General features: G+C 63.4%; 15 protein-coding genes. 8 read left to right on the top strand and 7 right to left on the bottom strand.

Going from position 1 to position 16,530, the window contains the following annotated elements; translation table 11 throughout:
• On the bottom strand, positions 1–2,300 hold a 2,300-nt coding region (locus tag BLX41_RS02645; RefSeq protein WP_259744351.1), incomplete at its 3' end, for a GGDEF and EAL domain-containing protein.
• A gap of 247 nt (positions 2,301–2,547) precedes the next feature.
• On the opposite strand from BLX41_RS02645, the gene uvrD reads away from it, so the two are divergent.
• The 4 genes from uvrD to BLX41_RS02665 all read left to right on the top strand — a co-directional run bounded on the left by uvrD (position 2,548) and on the right by BLX41_RS02665 (position 6,897).
• Positions 2,548–4,731 carry a DNA helicase II gene (gene uvrD, locus BLX41_RS02650; protein WP_123723653.1) on the top strand — a complete coding sequence of 728 codons (2,184 nt, stop codon included), beginning with the start codon at positions 2,548–2,550 and terminating at the stop codon, positions 4,729–4,731.
• 124 nt (positions 4,732–4,855) lie between these two features.
• Positions 4,856–5,296 carry an EamA family transporter gene (locus BLX41_RS02655; protein WP_123723654.1) on the top strand — a complete coding sequence of 147 codons (441 nt, stop codon included), beginning with the start codon at positions 4,856–4,858 and terminating at the stop codon, positions 5,294–5,296.
• A gap of 181 nt (positions 5,297–5,477) precedes the next feature.
• Entirely contained in the window at positions 5,478–6,353 is an 876-nt protein-coding gene (locus BLX41_RS02660) for a Tim44 domain-containing protein (protein ID WP_123723655.1), read from the top strand.
• 136 nt (positions 6,354–6,489) lie between these two features.
• A complete protein-coding gene (locus tag BLX41_RS02665) occupies positions 6,490–6,897 on the top strand; it encodes an SMI1/KNR4 family protein (RefSeq protein WP_102862372.1) in 408 nt (135 codons plus the stop codon).
• Positions 6,898–6,952: 55 nt separating this feature from the next.
• Here BLX41_RS02665 and BLX41_RS02670 read toward each other — a convergent pair whose 3' ends face one another.
• Positions 6,953–8,716 carry a cation:proton antiporter gene (locus tag BLX41_RS02670; RefSeq protein ID WP_123723656.1) on the bottom strand — a complete coding sequence of 588 codons (1,764 nt, stop codon included), beginning with the start codon at positions 8,714–8,716 and terminating at the stop codon, positions 6,953–6,955.
• 288 nt (positions 8,717–9,004) lie between these two features.
• Between BLX41_RS02670 and BLX41_RS02675 the strand changes: the two genes are divergently transcribed.
• Complete coding sequence (locus BLX41_RS02675; RefSeq protein ID WP_123723657.1) at positions 9,005–9,490, top strand: acyl-CoA thioesterase; 486 nt, start codon at positions 9,005–9,007, stop codon at positions 9,488–9,490.
• Positions 9,491–9,753: 263 nt separating this feature from the next.
• Positions 9,754–11,166 carry an APC family permease gene (locus tag BLX41_RS02680; RefSeq protein WP_123723658.1) on the top strand — a complete coding sequence of 471 codons (1,413 nt, stop codon included), beginning with the start codon at positions 9,754–9,756 and terminating at the stop codon, positions 11,164–11,166.
• Between the two features lie 21 nt (positions 11,167–11,187).
• Here the strand turns inward: BLX41_RS02680 and pdxY are convergent, their stop codons facing one another.
• Positions 11,188–12,060: a pyridoxal kinase PdxY gene (gene pdxY / locus BLX41_RS02685; RefSeq protein ID WP_123723659.1), complete on the bottom strand. Its 873-nt coding sequence runs from the start codon at positions 12,058–12,060 to the stop codon at positions 11,188–11,190.
• Positions 12,061–12,177: 117 nt separating this feature from the next.
• On the opposite strand from pdxY, the gene BLX41_RS02690 reads away from it, so the two are divergent.
• Positions 12,178–12,570: a DUF3301 domain-containing protein gene (locus BLX41_RS02690; RefSeq protein ID WP_123723660.1), complete on the top strand. Its 393-nt coding sequence runs from the start codon at positions 12,178–12,180 to the stop codon at positions 12,568–12,570.
• A gap of 21 nt (positions 12,571–12,591) precedes the next feature.
• Here BLX41_RS02690 and BLX41_RS02695 read toward each other — a convergent pair whose 3' ends face one another.
• The 4 genes from BLX41_RS02695 to dksA all read right to left on the bottom strand — a co-directional run bounded on the left by BLX41_RS02695 (position 12,592) and on the right by dksA (position 16,009).
• A complete protein-coding gene (locus BLX41_RS02695) occupies positions 12,592–13,554 on the bottom strand; it encodes a CobW family GTP-binding protein (RefSeq protein ID WP_123723661.1) in 963 nt (320 codons plus the stop codon).
• A gap of 104 nt (positions 13,555–13,658) precedes the next feature.
• Positions 13,659–14,366 (bottom strand): DUF1826 domain-containing protein, encoded by a 708-nt coding sequence (locus tag BLX41_RS02700; RefSeq protein WP_123723662.1) that lies wholly within the window; start codon positions 14,364–14,366, stop codon positions 13,659–13,661.
• Positions 14,366–15,574, bottom strand: coding sequence for a zinc metallochaperone GTPase ZigA (gene zigA, locus BLX41_RS02705; protein ID WP_123723663.1), 1,209 nt, complete (start codon positions 15,572–15,574; stop codon positions 14,366–14,368). Before zigA ends, BLX41_RS02700 begins: the two co-directional genes overlap by 1 nt.
• A 30-nt stretch (positions 15,575–15,604) precedes the next feature.
• Positions 15,605–16,009 carry an RNA polymerase-binding protein DksA gene (gene dksA, locus BLX41_RS02710; protein ID WP_123723664.1) on the bottom strand — a complete coding sequence of 135 codons (405 nt, stop codon included), beginning with the start codon at positions 16,007–16,009 and terminating at the stop codon, positions 15,605–15,607.
• A gap of 121 nt (positions 16,010–16,130) precedes the next feature.
• Between dksA and BLX41_RS02715 the strand changes: the two genes are divergently transcribed.
• Positions 16,131–16,508: a glutamine synthetase gene (locus BLX41_RS02715; RefSeq protein WP_123723665.1), complete on the top strand. Its 378-nt coding sequence runs from the start codon at positions 16,131–16,133 to the stop codon at positions 16,506–16,508.
• Positions 16,509–16,530: the final 22 nt, after the last annotated feature.

Genomic DNA, 16,530 nt, shown 5'->3' on the forward strand with positions numbered 1-16,530 from the left:
TCGCCAATGGGCCCGATCAGCCCGGTCTCTTCCGCCAGGCCGATAAAGTCTCCCGGCGGGACCCGCCCCATGGTCGGGTGATCCCAGCGCACCAGGGCTTCGGCAGCGTTCAGCCGGCCCGTGGCCAGGCACAGCTTGGGTTGGTAGAAAACCATCAACTGGCCTTCGTCGATGGCCTTGCGCAGCTGGTTCTCCAGCTGCAGACGCTCCAGGGTGCTGGCCTGCAGGCTCTCGGTATAGAACTGGAAGTTGTTGCCCCCCAGGTGCTTGGCGTGGGCCATGGCCATGTTCGCCTGACTGACCAGGGCCGCGATCTCCCGGGCGCTGTCCGGCAGCATGCTGATGCCCATGGAGGCGCTGACCACCAATTCATGGCCATCGACGGTGATCGGCAAGCGCAGCTTGCTCAGCAGCCGGGTCGCCACCCGGGTCAGGCTCGACAGGCTGCCGTAGGCGTCGAACAGCACGGCGAACTCATCCCCGGACAATCGGGCGATGGTGTCGGCTTCCGGCAGGGCATTGATCAGTCGCCTGGCCATCTTCTGCAGCAGCTGGTCGGCCACTTCATGGCCGAGGCTGTCGTTGAGCAACTTGAAGCGATCCAGGTTGATGTGCAGCAAGGCCAGGCTGCGGCCGCCCTGGCGCACCCGTTGATGGGCCTCGCCCAGGCGCTCGCGAAACAGAGAGCGGTTGGCCAGCCCGGTGAGTTCATCGTAGTGAGTGAGGTAGCGCATGCGCTCCTCGGATTCGCGCCGAGCCGACAGATCGGCGAAGAAGCCCACGATGTGGCGGATTTTCCCTCGCTTATCCCGCACTACATTCAATTGCAGCCATTGCGGATAGAGCTCGCCGTTCTTGCGGGTCTCCACCAGCTCACCCTGCCAACTGCCGTGCTGCTCCAGGGCCTGATGAATCAACGGGTAATGCCGGCGGGCATCGCGGCTGCAGGACAGTTCCACCACATTGCGCCCGAGCATGTCCTCGATCTGATAGCCCGTGACCTGGCTGAAGGCCTGGTTGGCGGCGATCAGGGCGTACTCGGGGTCGAGGATGACGATGCCTTCACTGGCCGCCTCGAACACCGTCGCCGCCAGGTTGCGCTGCACCTCCACTTCCTTGTCGGCGCTGATATCCCGCCGAGTGCCCACCATGCGCAACACCCTTCCACCAGGACTGCGCTCCACCGCCCTGCCCCGGTCCTCGATCCACACCCAGTGGCCATCGCCATGGCGCACCCGGTACTCCACCTGGTAATCCTCGCTGCGGCCCTTGAGGTGCTCCACCAGGGCGCGTTTGAGCAGCGGCAAATCCTCGGGGTGCAGGCGCGGCTTGAGATGGCTGAGCATCGCGGTGACGTCTTCGGGCTCCAGGCCGAACAGTTCCTTGATCTGGGTGTGATGGATTTCATCGGTCTGCAGGTTCCAGTCCCAGAGACCCAGCTCGCTGGCGTTCAGGGCCAGGGCCAGGCGCTCCTCGCTCTTGCTCAGGGCCTGATTGGCCTGGTCCAGTTCCAGGCTGCGCTGGGCCACCCGCTGCTCCAGCCCGGCCTGGGCTTCACGCAATTGTTCTTCGGCCCGTCGGCGCTGTTCGATCTCACGGGCCAGCTCGCGGTTGAGCTGGCTGCTGCGGCTCTGGGCGTCCTGCAGATGCTCGATCAGCGCCTGATTCTGAAAGCGCCGCAACAGGCCCCGCTGAATCAGGCGGTTGACCTGCCAGGCCACCACGCTCAGGGAGACCAGGAGAATCAGCCCAAGCCAGCCCCAGCCACGCTGCTGATCGTCTCCGCCCCAGAACAGATAGGCGATGGCCGGCAACAGGCAGGGCAATGTGAAGGAGAGAAAGGCCTGCAGACTGACCGCGTAGGCCACGCTGGCGGACAGAATCGCCGCGCCGATCAGGCCGAAAACCCAGGCCTGCTGCAAAAAGCTGTCGGTGGGCACCAGGGCAATGCCGGCGCAGGCCAGGGTCAGGCCACTGACTGCCGACCCGAGGAGAAACATGCGCTGCCAGATGGGCTGCGCCTGGCGACTGGGAATCGCCGAGTCGAACGCCGCCACCTGGATCACCCGCAAGGCCACCAGGGCCAGCAGCCAGACCATCCACACGCTGAGCAACAGATAGCGCGCCGGACTCCAGAGCAACCAGGTGCACACCAGACCGTTGAGCAGCATGAAAAGGGTCGGCAGCAGCGAGCCCTGATACAGCAGGCGCGTGCGCTCCACTGCCATCTCGACGGCGTAATGCTGGCGGATGACCCGCGGCGCCATGAAGGGCCCGGACAGGTCGGGGTTAAGTGTCATAGGCAGTATTCTTATAATGGTTGAGCCCGAAACGTCGGCGGAGCATACACAAGCGCAAGCCCGAGCCAAACTGCTCCAGATCATAAAATCGATAAAACAAATCCCGTCGTATTCCGACGTGAAAGTGCCCGGGCGAGAGACGCCAATGGCTGCGGCCTGTGACCAACCGGTCGTCCCCGGCCGTTGTTTTATCGGCTAATGCAATGCCGGGTTTGCCCGGGGTGACGCGGCCCCCTAGAATGCCCCGATGCGCGATGATCTCTCCCTCCTGTTGAACTCCCTCAACGATGCCCAACGCCAGGCCGTAGCCGCCTCCGTGGGTCGTCAGTTGGTCCTGGCCGGTGCTGGCTCCGGCAAAACCCGTGTGCTGGTGCACCGTATCGCCTGGTTGATCCAGGTCGAGAACGCCTCGCCCCACTCGATCCTGTCGGTGACCTTCACCAACAAGGCCGCCGCCGAGATGCGTCACCGCATCGAGCAATTGCTGGGTATCAACCCGGCGGGCATGTGGGTCGGCACCTTCCACGGCCTGGCGCACCGCCTGCTGCGTGCCCACTGGCAGGAAGCCGGCCTGAGCCAGACCTTCCAGATTCTCGACAGCGACGACCAGCAACGCCTGGTCAAGCGGGTAATCCGCGAGTTGGGCCTGGACGAACAACGCTGGCCGGCCCGCCAGGCCCAATGGTTCATCAACGGCCAGAAAGACGAAGGCCTGCGGCCGCAACATATCCAGGCCAGCGGTGATCTTTTCCTGGCCACCATGCGCGGCATCTATGAGGCCTACGAGGCCGCTTGCCAGCGCGCCGGAGTCATCGACTTCTCCGAACTGCTGCTGCGCGCCCTAGACCTGTGGCGCGACCACCCGGGCCTGCTGGCGCACTACCAGAAACGTTTCCGCCACGTGCTGGTGGACGAATTCCAGGACACCAACGCCGTGCAATACGCCTGGCTGCGGCTGCTGGCCCAGGGTGGCGACAGCCTGATGGTGGTGGGCGACGACGACCAGTCGATCTACGGCTGGCGTGGGGCAAAAATCGAGAACATTCACCAGTATTCCGCCGACTTCCCGGACACCGAAGTGATCCGCCTGGAGCAGAACTATCGCTCCACCGCCGGTATCCTCAAGGCTGCCAACGCCCTGATCGCCAACAACACCGGGCGCTTGGGCAAGGAGCTGTGGACCGATGGCGGCGAAGGCGAAGCCATCAACCTGTACGCCGCCTTCAACGAGCACGATGAAGCCCGCTATGTCGTGGAAACCATCGAGAGCGCGCTGAAGACCGGCATGGCCCGCAGCGACATCGCCATTCTCTACCGCTCCAACGCCCAGTCCCGGGTGCTGGAAGAAGCCCTGCTGCGCGAGCGCATTCCGTACCGCATCTATGGCGGCCAGCGCTTCTTCGAGCGGGCCGAGATCAAGAACGCCATGGCTTACCTGCGCTTGCTGGAAGGCCGTGGCAACGACGCGGCCCTGGAGCGGGTGATCAACGTTCCGGCCCGGGGCATCGGCGAAAAGACCGTCGAAGCCATCCGCGAGCACGCGCGCCACAGCGATGTGTCGATGTGGGAAGCCATGCGCCAACTGGTGGCCAATAAAGGCCTGACCGGTCGTGCGGCCGGCGCCCTCGGCGCCTTCATCGAGCTGATCGAGAACCTGGCGGCCAAGACCCTGGAAATGCCCCTGCACCTGATGACCCAGACGGTGATCGAGCAGTCGGGGCTGATCGCCTACCACGAAGCGGAAAAAGGCGAGAAGGGCCAGGCCCGGGTGGAAAACCTTGAGGAACTGGTGAGCGCCGCGCGCAACTTCGAGAACAGCGAAGAAGACGAGGACCTGACGCCCCTGGCGGCCTTCCTCGGCCACGCGTCCCTGGAAGCCGGCGATACCCAGGCCGACGAACATGAAGACAGCGTGCAACTGATGACCCTGCACAGCGCCAAGGGCCTGGAGTTCCCCTACGTGTTCCTGGTGGGTATGGAAGAAGGCCTGTTCCCCCACAAGATGAGCCTGGAAGAACCTGGCCGGCTTGAGGAAGAACGGCGCCTGGCCTACGTGGGCATTACCCGGGCCATGCAGAACCTGGTGATGACCTATGCAGAGACCCGTCGTCTATATGGCAGCGAAACCTACAACAAGGTGTCGCGCTTCGTACGTGAAGTGCCCAAGGGACTGATCCAGGAAGTGCGCCTGTCCAACAGCGTCAGCCGGCCTTTCGGTGGCGGCCAGTCGCAAAGCACCAGCAGCCTGTTCGGCGGCAGCGAGATTCCGGACACCGGCCTGAGCCTGGGCCAGACCGTGCGCCATTCGGTCTTCGGCGATGGGGTGATCCTCAACTTCGAAGGTGCAGGCGCCCAGGCGCGGGTCCAGGTCAACTTCAGCGAAGGCAGCAAATGGCTGATGCTCGGCTACGCCAAGCTGGAAGCCATCTAACCCCACCCGCTTGGCTTGTGTAGGAGCTGGCTTGCCAGCGAATCTCACTGGCGAAGACCGGCTCAAGGGCCTCTTCGCCGGCAAGCTGGCTCCTACAGGTCGGTGTAGAAAAGGCAGCGCGAACATGGGCACAGGCTTTTTTTCCTCGTGGACATTCTGGGCCCTGTTGTCGGCAATTTTCGCTGCCTTGACGGCGATCTTCGCCAAAGTGGGGATAGAAAACGTCAATTCAGACTTCGCCACCCTGCTGCGCACCGTGGTGGTACTGGTCAGCCTGGCCTTGATTTTGTACGCAACGGGCCAATATCAGTCCCTGGGATCAATTTCCCCCAAGAGCTACCTGTTCCTGCTGCTGTCCGGGCTGGCCACCGGGGCTTCCTGGTTGTGCTATTTCCGCGCTCTGAAACTCGGCCCCGCCTCGCTGGTAGCGCCGGTGGACAAGCTTAGCGTGGTGTTCGTCGCCCTCATCGGCGTGGCATTGCTGGGGGAGAAACTCGATCTGCGCCAATGGGGCGGAATTGGCCTGATCACTGCTGGCGTGGTGCTGCTGGCACTGCGTCGCTGATCGGCTTGAAGATTGAACCAAAGCCGCGTCCTTACAGACAAAAACCCTATCGGCGAGCATGATTGCGGGCAGAGCTGAATCAAGCCTGTCAGGCAAAAGCCCGAAACATTATGCCGCTCGCCACTGACACTTCACCTGTGCAATATGGCGCGCGTGCCATCCACAAATGGGAACCCCCTTTATGAAACGTTTTCTTAGCATCGCCATGGCGCTGTGCATCGGCCTGACGATGAGCCTCGACGCCAACGCCAAGCGCTTCGGTGGCGGCAAAAGCGCCGGCGCTGCCCCGACCCACCAAACTCGCCAGGCGGCACCAACCGCTCCGGGCGCTCCTGCCGCTGCAGCCACCGCTGGCGCAGCCGGTGCTGCAGGTGCCGCGGCCAAGGCCGGTGGTGCTTCGCGCTGGCTCGGCCCTCTGGCCGGCATCGCAGCCGGTGGCCTGCTGGCCTCCATGTTCATGGGCGGCGGCTTCCAGGGCATGCAGATCTTCGACATCCTGATCATGGCGGTCATCGCCTTTGTGATCTTCCGCTTCATCGCCGCTCGCCGTCGCAAGCAGCAGGAGCAGTTCGCTCCAGCGGGCCACGCGCCGATGCAGCGTGAGGCTTTCGAGCCGCAGCAACCGGCTGGCGGTTCGATCTTCGGTGGCTCGGCAGCACCTGCCGCGCGTCCTGTGATCAACGCTCCGGCCTGGTTCAACGAAGAGCGCTTCATTGAAGCGGCGCGCAATCACTTCCAGTCCCTGCAGCAACATTGGGACGCCAACGAAATGGACAAGATCGCCGAGTTCGTCACCCCGCAGTTGCTGCAGTTCCTCAAGCAGGAACGTGCCGATCTGGGCGACGGCTTCCAGTCCACCTACATCGACAACCTGCAAGTGCAGCTTGAAGGCGTGGATGATCGTGCCGACAAGACCATCGCCACCCTGACCTTCAGCGGTGTGTCGAAGACCTCGCGCTTCGACCAGGGCGAAGTGTTCAGCGAAAGCTGGAACATGGAACGCGCCCAGGGCGACAACCAGCCATGGCTGGTGGCAGGTATCCGCCAGAACGGCTGATTCATTCTGCTGTCACAGCTGTAAGGCAAAACCCCGACTCAGGTCGGGGTTTTGCATTTCACGATTGCACTTATAGCGAGCTACTGTATAAACCGCCGTCAAACAACCGCGCCATAGAGCTAAGAGGACCCAGGCCGTGGAAGAAGTCATCGAACAACTCCGAGAAGCCAACGAACCGGTACCCGTCCCCCTGGAACTGCCGGACGAAGACCAACTGGTGGAAATTGAAGAACAGCTGTTCATCAATATCCCGTTCGTCTTCAAAGAGTTCCTGTTGACGGTCAGCGACGTGGTTTACGGCAGCCTGGAGCCGGTCACCGTCACCGACCCGCAATCCCACACCTACCTGCCGGAAGTGGCTGCGACCGCCTGGGACCTGGGCGTGCCTCGCGAGCTGATCCCGATCTGCCAGGACGGCGACGACTACTACTGCGTCGAAGAAGACGGCACCGTGGTGCTGTGGTCCGGTGAAGAAGAGCTGATCACCGAAGAGTCCTGGGAATCGGTGTGGCACTGGGCGCGGGACGTCTGGCTGGAAAGCTGAGCCAACTCCCGACGTTGCAACCGGCTCGCCAGTGCCCTGCTGGCGAGCGGCAAGGTCAATGCCCGCTGTTGTCCTTGCTGTGATCGAAGGTTTCGATCAGCGCCACCTGGATCCGCGTGTGCACGCGGATGAACCAGCGCCACAACACCGCCGCCACCGCTGCCGCTACCACCGCAATCAGTACCAGCAGCTCCAGGGTCGGCAGGATGCTCGCCGACAACGCCGCCAGCAGCAGGAAGATCACCAGCAACGACAGGATCGGGATCACCTCGGCGATCACCCGGCGCACCCGCTGGGTATGGCGTCCGGCCATTTCCGCCTTGACCCCCATCTCCGCCAGCAGCATCGATAGCGCCTTGAGCTTGCGGTAGGCGGCAATCAGGAATGGCAGCGACAGCAGCAGCGCTCCACCCCAGATCAGCGCCTTCTGCCAGCTCGGATCACTGACCCAATCCTCCAGATAAGCGCCGATGCGCTTGGCGAAATAGCCGCCGGAAAAGAAGATCGCCACCACCAGCGCCAGATTCACCCCCACTTGCAGCAGGATCTTGCGGATCATCGACGCCAGCAATGCGCCCTCACCCTGAGGCTGGATACTGCGCAACCACTCCCCATACATGCCCAGCACCCGGCTCAGGCGTTGAGGAAGAACCCCGGCGAGCTTGTGCGACAAAGGATCGGCCGCGCGAATCAGATAGGGCGTGAGCAAGGTGGTGATCGCCGACACGGCAACCGCGACCGGATAGAGAAAATCGCTGGTGACCTGCAGGGTCATGCCCAGGGCGGCGATGATGAATGAAAACTCGCCAATCTGTGACAGGCCCATCCCGACTCGCAACGAGGTCCGTCCGTCGTTGCCGGCAATAAAGGCTCCCATGCCGCACGACAGCATCTTGCCCAGCACCACTGCCACGCTGATCACGGCGATGGGCCAGGCGTATTGCAGAAGGATCTGCGGGTCGATCATCAGGCCAATGGCGACAAAGAAGATGGCGCTGAACAGGTCACGAACCGGCTCGATCAGCCGCTCGATCTTCAGCAACTGACGGGACTCGGCCATGATCGCGCCGATCAGGAAAGCCCCCAGGACCATGCTGTACTCGAGCTTCACCACCAGCAGGCAGAAGCCGAAACACAGCCCCAGCACAGTGATCAGCAGCATCTCGTTGCTGTCGAACCTGGCCACGTAGGCCAAGAGGCGCGGCACCAGCAGAATGCCGATCACCAGCGCCACGATCATGAACAGCGAAAGCTTGCCGACGGTGGAGAACACTTCGCCGGAGCTCACGGTGCCACTGACCGCAATACTCGACAGCAAGGCGATGATGCCGATGCCGAGAATGTCCTCGACGATCAGCACGCCGAAGATCAGCTGGGCGAAGCGCTCGTTCTTCATCTTCAGGTCGTTGAGCGCCTTGACGATGATGGTGGTGGAGGAAATGGCCAGGATCGCCCCGAGGAACAGCGAATCCATGGTGCTCCAATCGAACCAGCGACCGATCTCGTAGCCGATCCAGATCATCAGGACGATTTCCAGGAAGGCTGCGATAAACGCCGTGGCGCCCACCTTGAACAGCTTGCGCAGGCTGAATTCCAGCCCCAGGCAGAACATCAGGAAAATCACCCCCAGCTCGGCCAGGGTCTTGATGGTCTGTTCGTCGTGGATCAGGCCGAACGGCGGCGTATGGGGGCCGATGATGAAGCCGGCGACGATGTAGCCCAACACCACCGGTTGCTTGAGGCGATGGAAGAGAATGGTCACCACACCGGCGACCAGCATGATCACGGCCAGGTCCTGAATGAAGCTGATGGCATGCATGGCCGGGGCTCTCCTTGAATGCTGGGCGGCGCAGATCGCCTAAAAAGAAAAATCTGATCAGTACAAAGAAATATCCAAAAATAGGAGCAGAAAAAGCCCTGGAACGGGTGTTTTGCAGGTTAACACCGGGACTTCCGGCAGAAAGGCAGTGCAATATTAGGAAACAGATCCACCGGAGCGTGACGGCGCGACGCGGCCCGGCGTCCCGTTATCGATGGTTTGAAAATCCTTGAAACCAGCACCCGCAGAGGTGCTCCAGCAACCCCTGCCTTGAACCGTGAGTGTGCTATGGAACCCGGAAACGCCCAGCTGTCGATGACGGTATTGATGACCCCTGACATGGCCAATTTCTCTGGCAATGTCCACGGCGGCACCCTGCTCAAGTACCTCGACGAAGTCGCCTATGCCTGCGCCAGCCGTTATGCCGGCCGCTACGTGGTGACCCTGTCGGTGGACCAGGTGATCTTCCGCGAGCCGATCCACGTCGGCGAATTGGTGACCTTCCTGGCCTCGGTCAACTACACCGGCAACACCTCCATGGAGGTGGGCATCAAGGTGGTGACCGAGAACATCCGCGAGCGCTCGGTGCGCCACACCAACAGCTGCTTCTTCACCATGGTCGCGGTGGACGACCAGCGCAAACCGGCCCAGGTGCCGCCGCTGCAACCCGAGACTGCCGACGGCAAGCGCCGCTATATCCAGGCCCAGCAGCGCCGGCAGATCCGCCAGGAGCTGGAAAAGCGCTACCAGGAAATCAAGGCCGACGGCCCTTGATCCTCAGGCAGGTACGCTGATTCAACAGGACCACGGACGGTCCCCTCGCCACGCCCCTGCAGCGCCTTGCACGCTCGACCACCCTCTCCCTCCGCCGCTCCAGGCAGTCTTCTGCGGTCATCCCGATTGGCCGGATTCATCCCTTTTTGACCACATAGAGAGTTATGCCCAGGGGGCACCGCTGCCAGAATCGTTGAGCAAGGCACAAACGCACTCCCCGTCCGGGGAGCCTTCGAGCCAACGAACGCGTGAGAACAATAAAAATGCCCAGCGCCAATGCTCTCTCCAGCAGCCCCCCTGCGTCCGCCAGTAATACCAGCCTCGATGGCGGCTTTACCCACAGTGCCCAGGGCACCTCCCTGCGACGCATCCTCGGGCTGCCGGCCCTGGTGTTCTTCGGCCTGGTGTACATGGTGCCCCTGACTGTTTTCACCACCTACGGCGTGGTCACCCAGATCACCGGCGGGCGTACCGCCGCAGCCTATGTCGTGACCCTGCTGGCGATGATCTTCACCGCCCTTTCCTACAGCGTCATGGTCAGGAAGTACCCGATTGCCGGCTCGGCCTATTCCTACGCCAGCCTCAGTTTCGGACCGGGCATCGGCTTTCTCGCCGGCTGGTCGCTGCTGCTGGATTACCTGTTCCTGCCGATGATCAATTACCTGGTGATCGGCCTGTTTCTCAACCTGGCCTTTCCCTCTGTGCCGGCCTGGGTCTTCGTGGTGGCGACCATCAGCCTGGTGACGCTGCTGAACATTCGCGGCATCGGTTCGGTGTCGAGCATGAGCAACCTGATCGTCTGCGCGCAGATGGTGTTCGTGGTGGTGTTCGTGGCCCTGGTGATTCGCCAGTTGGCCGGGGCCGAGAGCCTGGACCTGAGCGCACCCTGGGTCGGCGACGGCAGCCAGAGCGGATTGTTGCCATTGATGGCTGGGGCCGCGGTGTTGTGCCTGTCGTTCCTGGGCTTTGACGCGGTGTCGACCCTGGCCGAGGAAACCCGCGACCCGCGCCGGGACATTCCCCGGGCCATTGTCATCACCACCCTGGGCGCGGGGCTGCTGTTCATCCTGCTGGCCATGACCAGCCAACTGGCCTTCCCCGGCAGCAGCTTCAAGGACGCCGACTCGGCAGCCAGCGAGGTGATGCTGCAGGCCGGCGGGCGTTTCCTGGAGATGTTCTTCACCGCCACCTATGTCGCCGGCGCCGCCGGCTCGGCCCTGGCGTCACAGGCCTCGGTGTCGCGCATCCTGTTCAGCATGGGCCGCGACGGCATCCTGCCACGGCGAGTGTTCGGCACCCTGTCCGAGCGCTACAAGACCCCGGTGATCGCCATCGTCCTGGTGTCGCTGGTGTCCTTGCTGGCGGTGGTCATCGACCTCACCACCCTGGCGTCGATGATCAGCTTCGGCGCGCTGGTGGCGTTCTCGGTGGTCAACCTGGCGGTGATCAAGAGTCACTTGGGGCAGGGCCAGCCGCGCACGGGGGCGCGACTGCTGCAGTACGGCCTGCTGCCGTTGATCGGCTTCGGCCTGATCGTCTGGCTGTGGACCAGCCTCTCGGCCCTGACCCTGGGGATTGGCCTGGCCTGGTTCGCCCTGGGCCTGCTGTACCTGGGCGTACACACCCGGGGCTTCCGCCAGCAGGCGCCGACGGTGCAGTTCTCCGAGCAGGCCTGAGTCACTGCACGCCGGTCGCCATCAGAAGCCGATCGGCGTGGCCTCGAACCGCACCCGTGGATGGGCAATGCGGTCCTGGGCCCGCACCAGCTCCAGCTCGTAGCTGGCGCAGGCCTGGGTTTCCAGCAGCACTTCATGCACCGCCGCGGCGGTGAATTCAAACGCCGCCACCAGGCTGTCGCCCAACAGCACCCGCGCCAGGAACAGACCCGACGTCAGGTCGCCCACACCCACCGGCTGACGCGGGAACGCCAGCAACGGGCGCCGCAAGTGCCAACTGCCCTCGGCGGTCACCAGCAGCATCTCGAAGCCTTCCGCCAGTTTGCCCGGGTAGTCCAGGTGCTTGACCAGCACCGCCTTGGGGCCCTTCTCCAGCAGCGAGCGGGCCATGCCCAGGCAATCGAACAATGATTGCGGCTTGCGTCCGCAGAAGCTGTCCAGCTCCAGCTGGTTGGGGCACAGGAAGTCGGCCATGGCCACCGCCTCATCCAGCAGGAAGTCGCTGACCTCCGCCGGCACGCTGCAGCCCTTCTCCGGATGGCCCATCACCGGGTCGCACAGGTACAAGGCCTTGGGGTTGGTCGCCTTGATCCGCGCCACGCCACTGAGAATCGCCCGGCCCTGGGCCGCGCTGCCCAGGTAACCGGAGAGAATCGCGTCGCAGTTGCCCAGCTCGCCGATGGCGGCGATGCCTTCTACCAGCTCGGGAATCTGATGGGGCGCCAACACTTCTCCGGCCCACTGACCATACTGAGTGTGGTTGGAGAACTGTACGGTATTCAGGGGCCAGACATTCACCCCGACCCGCTGCATGGGAAACACCGCAGCACTGTTACCGGCGTGGCCGAAAACCACATGGGACTGGATCGCAAGCAGGTGGGGCGTACGTTTCATGCAGGATTTTCCATAAAACCGGTGGAATTCAAGCCGCGCAGTATGCGACTAAACGCAGCCTGTACGACAGACCGGAGACGCAGTTAAGCTGACGCCACTTCGTTGGAGCAAACCTTCATGCTGACCCTTGGAAACATCTTTGTGCTGATGCTGCTGGCGACCGGCGCCGCCTGGCTATGGCACAACCACGGCCTGCGGGAGCGGGCGCTGGAGCGGGTCAAGCAGCACTGCGCACGGCTCGACATCGAGCTGCTGGACGGCAACGTCGCACTCAAGCGCATCGGTTTGGTCAAGGACGCCAACGGTCGCCGGCGCCTGGCGCGAATCTACAACTTCGAATTCACCGTGACCGGCGAAACCCGCCACGCCGGGACCATCACTCAGTTTGGAGCCCACAGCGCGCACATCGAGCTGGCGCCCTATCCATTCGAAGTGAAAGAGCCGTTGCCCAGCGCCGAGGTGATCGAGCTGAGCCAGTGGCGCGAAGAGCACCGCAAGTTCAAACCGTGAAATTCGCAGGCAAACCTGTGGCTACAGGCGGCAAGCGCTGAGGCTGGCTTGCAGGGCGGCCACGTCCTGAGGGGCACTGAAAATCAACTCCAGGCGCGAATCCCGTCGCCATTCGCTGGGCAGCCAGTTCAGCGGTGAATTATCCAAACCGTTGCCCGAGCGCCAGCCCTCATCGCTGTGGATCACCAGCTTGGCCCGACGCCAGTCGAGGTTCTGCAGCCAGTGATCGACCCGGACCAGGTCGAACTGCTGGCTCGGGTGCCAGCGCCAGCCGATGCTCCAGCCCTCCTCCTGAGACTGACTGAGGCAGATCGGCAGCGCCGGATCGCTCCACACCGCCGGCAGCTGTGCCAGGCCCTGGGGAACATCCAGTTGCTCCAGGGCCGCCCCGGCACTGGCCTCCAGGCCCGGTAGCTCGGCCAAGGGCAAGGCGGCGTGGCGCGTCCAGAACAAGGGCAGGTCCGGCAACTGCTCCAGCACCCGCAGCCGATCGCTGTCGCTGAGCAGTTCGTCCTTGTTCAACACCAGCAAGCCGGCGCTGGACAGGGCATCCTGCTGGGCCTGGGGCAGCGGCTTGCCGGCCGCCAGGGCCTGGGCATCGAGCACCAGTACGCAAGGCTGCAACGCCAGCACCCCTTGCCAGGGCGCCACGCTCAGTTGCTTGAGCAATTGCGCCGGGTGACCGAGGCCGGACGGCTCGATGAACAGACGATCCGGCTTGGCCTTGCGCAGCAGACGCCCCAAACCCACCTGAAACGGTGCGCCGTTGACACAGCACAGGCAGCCGCCGGCCACTTCGCCGAAAGCGATGCCATCGTCATCCCGAGTCAGCAAGGCCGCGTCCAGGCCAATCTGGCCGAACTCATTGATCAGCACCGCCCAGCGCTCATGGGCCGGGCGCTGGCTCAGCAGATGACGGATCAGGCTGGTCTTGCCGGCTCCCAGAGGGCCGGCGATCACATGGGTAGGAATGTTCTGCAGCATGGAAGGATTTCCGCAAGCTTGTGCGCTGATGCTACGCCCTTCCCCGTCGCGACGAAAATCCGCCGACCGCCGTAAAAGCGGGCTTGCCTGCGAACGCTCGCCGCTCACCCCAGCCAATCAAGAGTCAGTATCAAACGCCGCTCCCCCGGCGCCGGCTGCGGCGAACGGTGGATCAGACCAAACCCCTCGTTGCCATGCCATTTCTCACCCTTGAACAGCGCCACTTCACCGCGGCCAATCTGCTGGATCAGCTCCGGTTCCCGAGGTTCGGCCGCCGCCTGCCCCAACTGACGACGGTCCATCGCCCCTTCCCGCAACCACTGGCTGCCAATCCCGGCATAGGTGGTGATCAGGCGTACCGGCACATGGTCCACGTGAAAACGCGGGCACATGGCCTTGTCCAGCACCCGCAAGCGCAAGCCCACGCGCTTGGCGCCCAACAGGCAGGCAAAGGCGCTGACCAACCAGGAAACGTCGGCGATAAAGCCGTCATAACCCTGCAAGTCGCTGAAGCGCGAGGCCAAACCCCGCAGGTTCGGCGGGCAATCCTCATCCGGCAGCTCCAGGGACAGGGACTCGGCCAAGGGCTCGTTGAGGGACAACAGCAACTCGCCGAAGTCCTCGATGTGCGCCGGCAACTGGCGCTGCCAGAGACCGAGGTTGACCTCATCGTCCAGCACCTCGGCCAGCACTGCCGGGGTCTGGCCAATGGCCGCGCGTCGGGAAACCAGCGGTACCGCACAAGGCAGCAGCAAGCTCCTGGCCGCCAAAGGAATGCTCAGTGGAGTCACCGGGGAACTCAGGGTCAGCATCAGGCCGCCTCCTCTTCATGCCAGGAACCGAAAGGGTCGCTCAGCAGGCTCCAGCCCTCGACACCCAGGGCCATTTCATCGTCATCCAGCAGGCACAGGTCGAGCTCGGCACTGAGCCGGGTAAAGTCGATGTTCTGGCCGATGAACACCAGTTCCTGGCGGCAGTCGCCCGTGGCCGCGGTCCAGTTGTGCAGGATCGCCGCCGTGCTTTCCTCGTCCTGGGGCCATTGCTGCTTGGGCACGAAGCGCCACCAGCGCCCGGCAAAGCCATGGCGCATCAAACCGCCGGCCTGGGACCAGCTGCCCGCCTCCTGGTACTTGCTGGCGAGCCAGAAGAAACCCTTGGAGCGCAGCAGCTTGCCGTTGACCCAGGGCCGGTTGATGAAGTTGAAGAAGCGCTGCGGATGAAAGGGGCGGCGCGCTCGATAGGCGGTCGAGGCGATTCCGTATTCCTGGGTTTCCGGCACGTGCTCGCCGCGCAACTCCTGCAGCCAGCCCGGCGCCTGGGCCGCGCGTTCAAAGTCGAAGCGCCCGGTGTTGAGGATCTTGGCCAAGGGCACCTGGCCCATGACCATGGGGATGATCTCTGCCTGGGCGTTGAGCCGCCCCAGAATCGCCATCAGCTCCTGGCGCTCGGCGCTGCTGATCAGGTCGATCTTGCTGATGAGGATCACGTCGGCAAACTCCACCTGCTCGATCAGCAAGTCGGTGATCGAACGTTCGTCCTCCTCGCCCAGGGTTTCACCCCGGGAGCCCAGGCTTTGCGCGGCCTGGTAGTCCACCAGGAAGTTCATGCCGTCGACCACGGTGACCATGGTGTCGAGGCGGGCGATGTCCGCCAGGCTCTGCCCGGCCTCATCGCGAAAGGTGAAGGTTTCCGCCACCGGCAGTGGCTCGGAGATGCCGGTGGATTCGATCAGCAGGTAGTCGAAGCGCCCGTCGCGGGCCAGCTTGCCCACCTCCTCCAGGAGGTCTTCGCGCAGGGTGCAGCAGATGCAGCCGTTGCTCATCTCCACCAGCTTCTCTTCGGCGCGGTTAAGGCTGACATCGCGCTGCACTTCGCTGCCATCGATGTTGATTTCGCTCATGTCGTTGACGATCACCGCTACCCGCAGGTTGTCGCGGTTGCGCAGGACGTGATTGAGCAGGGTACTTTTGCCCGCGCCAAGAAAGCCGGACAGCACGGTAACGGGAAGACGCTCGGTCATGGGGGGTTCCTCATCAGGTTCGCGGCTGGGTCAAAGCGCCCGTTGGTGGCGTTCGCGCAGCTCTTGGCGTTCTTTGGCTTCGATACACAGGGTGGCGGTGGGCCGCAGCAGCAAGCGCTTGAGACCGATGGCTTCGCCAGTGTCGCGGCACCAGCCGTACTCGCCCCGGGCCAGGCACTCCAGGGCCTCGTCGATCTTGTCCAGGAGCTTCTTTTCCCGCTCCAGCAGGCGCAGTTGCCATTGCCGTTGCTCTTCGGCGCTGCCGATGTCGGCGGGGTCGCTGTGGGGTTCCTGCTCGCGCAGTTGGTCGAACTCAGCGGCAATGCGCTCCTGCAATTCACTGCGCTGGGCCAGCAGCAGATCGCGGAAGAAGCCCTGCTGGGCGTCGTTCATGTAATGCGCCGAGGGTTCGGCGAGGAGCTCTTGTTCAGTCATGGCGGGATCACGGGTCAGGCTTTATTTAATGTTATATTATAACAATGCACATTAGCCAATACTCCCTTGCCGCCCACGACGAAGGGCGCGATGCTGCGCCCCTGTCGCCACGAGAACTGCCATGCGCCTTGTCCTGCTCACCCTGCTTTCAAGCCTGATGCTGCTGGCCGGCCACGCCACAGCCGCCGTGCCCAGCACCTTGGCCACCTGCACTCGCAGCGCCACCCTGCTGGCCTGCGTCGATCCCTTGGGCAACGCCTACAGCGTCGCCACGGCGGGCAGTACCACTTACTTGCGCGGGTTCGAGGTGATCGGCAAACGCTACTGGGCGCAGACCAACAGTCGCTACGGGCAACTGACCTTCTTCACCGGCCTGGCCTCCGATGGCGAAGCCTGGGTGGGCTACAGCCAGCGCGTGGGCTGGACCACCCGCAATCGCTTCTCCAGCTCCGGCGGCAGCAGCGCCAAGTTCACCTGCAGCCGCATCAGCGGCTGCTAGACGCGCCAACGCGCGCCCGGGG

The sequence above is a fragment of the Pseudomonas protegens genome, from assembly GCF_003732485.1.
GTDB classification, from domain to species: Bacteria; Pseudomonadota; Gammaproteobacteria; order Pseudomonadales; family Pseudomonadaceae; genus Aquipseudomonas; species Aquipseudomonas protegens_B.

Coding starts and splice junctions, on each gene's coding strand:
- uvrD (WP_123723653.1), top strand. CDS start 2,548: ATGCGCGATGATCTCTCCCTCCTGTTGAACTCCCTCAACGATGCCCAA.
- BLX41_RS02655 (WP_123723654.1), top strand. CDS start 4,856: ATGGGCACAGGCTTTTTTTCCTCGTGGACATTCTGGGCCCTGTTGTCG.
- BLX41_RS02660 (WP_123723655.1), top strand. CDS start 5,478: ATGAAACGTTTTCTTAGCATCGCCATGGCGCTGTGCATCGGCCTGACG.
- BLX41_RS02670 (WP_123723656.1), bottom strand. CDS start 8,716: ATGCATGCCATCAGCTTCATTCAGGACCTGGCCGTGATCATGCTGGTC.
- BLX41_RS02675 (WP_123723657.1), top strand. CDS start 9,005: ATGGAACCCGGAAACGCCCAGCTGTCGATGACGGTATTGATGACCCCT.
- BLX41_RS02680 (WP_123723658.1), top strand. CDS start 9,754: ATGCCCAGCGCCAATGCTCTCTCCAGCAGCCCCCCTGCGTCCGCCAGT.
- pdxY (WP_123723659.1), bottom strand. CDS start 12,060: ATGAAACGTACGCCCCACCTGCTTGCGATCCAGTCCCATGTGGTTTTC.
- BLX41_RS02690 (WP_123723660.1), top strand. CDS start 12,178: ATGCTGACCCTTGGAAACATCTTTGTGCTGATGCTGCTGGCGACCGGC.
- BLX41_RS02695 (WP_123723661.1), bottom strand. CDS start 13,554: ATGCTGCAGAACATTCCTACCCATGTGATCGCCGGCCCTCTGGGAGCC.
- BLX41_RS02700 (WP_123723662.1), bottom strand. CDS start 14,366: ATGCTGACCCTGAGTTCCCCGGTGACTCCACTGAGCATTCCTTTGGCG.
- zigA (WP_123723663.1), bottom strand. CDS start 15,574: ATGACCGAGCGTCTTCCCGTTACCGTGCTGTCCGGCTTTCTTGGCGCG.
- dksA (WP_123723664.1), bottom strand. CDS start 16,009: ATGACTGAACAAGAGCTCCTCGCCGAACCCTCGGCGCATTACATGAAC.
- BLX41_RS02715 (WP_123723665.1), top strand. CDS start 16,131: ATGCGCCTTGTCCTGCTCACCCTGCTTTCAAGCCTGATGCTGCTGGCC.